At 69.7% G+C, this 2,948-nt stretch carries 2 protein-coding genes; both read left to right on the forward strand.

Annotated features, from left to right (window positions below):
• Positions 1-30: 30 nt before the first annotated feature.
• Positions 31-918, forward strand: coding sequence for a class I SAM-dependent methyltransferase (locus ACFVU9_RS45370; protein WP_380448689.1), 888 nt, complete (start codon positions 31-33; stop codon positions 916-918).
• 1,283 nt (positions 919-2,201) lie between these two features.
• The coding region (locus ACFVU9_RS45375; RefSeq protein WP_387603956.1) for a flavin-containing monooxygenase at positions 2,202-2,948 on the forward strand (747 nt) is incomplete at its 3' end.

Here is a 2,948-nt window from a genome sequence, read left to right on the forward strand (position 1 = left end):
ACCCACCCCCGACAGAACAGGACACCCCCGATGACCACCATCGACGCCCGCTCCATCAACCCCGACGTCGAAGCCATCCGCCACCACTACGAAGTCGGCAACGACCTCTACCGCCTCATCCTGGGCCCCACCATGATGTACTCCGGCGGCTACTGGGAAGACGGCGAAGACCTCGTCGCCACCCTCGACGAAGCCCAGGAACGCAAGCTCGACGTCTTCACCGACCTCGCCCACGCCGCCCACACCGCCAAAGTCCTCGACATCGGCTGCGGCTGGGGCACCATGCTCAACCGCCTCACCACCGTCCACGGCGTCACCCGCGCCGTCGGCGTCACCCTCTCCCGCACCCAGGCCGACTTCATCACCGCCCTCGACAACCCCGCCATCGAAGCCCGCGTCGAATCCTGGGAAGACCACCAGCACGACGGCCAGCCCTACGACGCCGCGTTCTGCATCAACGCCCTCGAACACTTCGTCCTGTCCTCCCTCACCCCCAAAGAACGCACCCAGCGCTACCGCGTCTTCTTCAAGCAGGTCCACTCCCTCCTCAAGCCCGGCGCCCGCTTCGTCCTCCACACCATGACCGTCGAAAACCCGCCCCTGCGCCGCCAGCTCCTCGACGACCTCAAATTCCTCCAGCGCGAAGAATTCGAAGGCTGCCACATCCCCCGCCTGCCCGAACTCGCCACCGGCCTCGACGGACTCTTCGAAGTCACCGAAATCCGCAACGAACCCGAATCCTTCGCCCGCGCCTGCCGCGCCTGGCTCCACCACCTCGCCACCCACCGCACCGAAGCCCTCACCCACGCCGACGAAACCACCATCGCCCGCTTCGAACGCTACCTCGACATCTTCGCCTACACCCTCGAAGACCACATCTTCAACAACTTCCGCGTCACCCTCACCCGCCGCCCCTAACCCCCCCAACCCCCCAACCCCAACCACCGGCCCCGGCCCCGGCGTCCCCGGGGCGACCGCACCGGAACCCAGACACCACGCCGCCAGGCTCCCGCGGCACCCCGGCACCCCGGTACCGGGCCGCCGGAACAGCCCAAGTGCCATGGTGCCGGGCCGCCGCGGTACCCCGGTACCGGACTGCCGGGCCGCCAAGGTGCCGTGCTACCGGGCCGCCGGGCTGCCGGGCTGCCGGGCCGCCGGGCCGCCGGGCCGCCGCCGGAACATCCCAAGAGCCGTTCACCGGGGCCTCGTTGCGGCCGCACCGCACCCGCAGGACCGCAGCAGCCCACACCAACAACCCGAAACACACAGCCCGCCCGAGGAACACCTCAGGAACAGCACCAGCCGGCACGAGGCCCGCACGGGCACAACGCAACCGAGCCCGCCCACAACCGCCACACGACGGGCCGCACGACCCCACGGACAACACCGGCAACCACCCCACCAGAACCACCCCGGGAAACAGCACAGGAGCAACCCGTCGAGGCCGGCCCCGAGAACAACTCCACACGCCCAAGGAACAGATCAGGACCGGCCCAAGGAACGACCCACGGAACCGCTCCACACCGGCCCGAGGAACCACTCACGGACAACCCGAGGAACGACACCGGGAACAACCCGGACCGGCACGCAAACCCCCGCACGGAGCCCGCACAAACACAACAGAACCAAGCCGACACGGACACAACAGAACCGAGCCGGCGCGGACACAGCGGAACGGAGCCGGCGCGGACACAGCGGAACGGAGCCGGCCCAAAACGGCCACACGACACCACAGAAGGCCACCAGGGCACCGGCCCCAGGAACGACACCGGCAACCAGCCCACGAAACGGCCCCGGAACAACACAGGAGCCACCCCGGCAGCCGGCCCCGCCCCCGCCCCCCGAAGTCAACTCCCGCACCACACAACGCAACACCACCCGGAACCCGCCGCGACCCCGGCCCGCCACCAGGACCCACCACGAAAAAACAACACACCGAACACCCCGGCCCGCCACGGGAAACGGCCACCACAACACCCGGCAAAACACGCCACCACGCCCCCCGGGGTCGCACCCCGGGCCGCACCCCGGGAAACCCCGCCCCGCCCCGCCCCCACACCCAGAGCGCCACCGCCCGGCACCCGCCTCAACAAGCCCCAGCCACCACCCCCGCGGCCCGCACACCCACCCCCGGACAGCAGCCATAAGCCCGGGCCTCAGCCACAACCCCAGGAACACAAAGAAAGGAACACACCACCACCATGACCACCACCACCCCCCGCCCCACCACCACCAGCGACGACGGCCCGCCCCCCACCCCCACCCCCGCCCAGGCCACCACCGACCCCACCACCGACACCACCGCGGCCCCCGCCGCCGGCGCCGGCCCCGTCCTACGCCACCTCAAAGTCGCCGTCATCGGCACCGGCTTCTCCGGCCTCGGCACCGCCATCCGCCTCCTGCAGACCGGCACCGACGACTTCCTCGTCTTCGAACGCGCCGACGACCTCGGCGGCACCTGGCGCGACAACACCTACCCCGGCTGCGCCTGCGACGTCCAAGCCCACCTCTACTCCTTCTCCTTCGCCCGCAACCCCCACTGGAAATCCACCTTCGCCACCCAGACCGAAGTCCACGACTACCTCCGCGACTGCGCCCACAAACACGGCGTCCTGCCCTACCTGCGCTACAACCACGAACTCCTCACCGCCCACTGGAACGACACCCACCACCACTGGGACCTCAACACCACCGGCGGCCGCTACACCACCCAATTCCTCATCACCGGCACCGGCTACCTCTCCACCCCCGCCATCCCCGACATCCCCGGCATCCACACCTTCACCGGCACCCTCTTCCACTCCGCCCAATGGAACCACCACCACAACCTCACCGGCCGCACCATCGCCGTCATCGGCACCGGCGCCTCCGCCATCCAATTCCTCCCCCACATCCAACCCCAAGCCGCACGCCTCGACCTCTACCAGCGCACCCCACCCTGGATCGCC

It is taken from the genome of Kitasatospora sp. NPDC057936 (genome assembly GCF_042887525.1).
GTDB lineage: Bacteria > Actinomycetota > Actinomycetes > Streptomycetales > Streptomycetaceae > Kitasatospora.

Excerpts from the sequence above, each read along its gene's own strand:
- ACFVU9_RS45370 (WP_380448689.1), top strand. The coding sequence starts at position 31 with ATGACCACCATCGACGCCCGCTCCATCAACCCCGACGTCGAAGCCATC.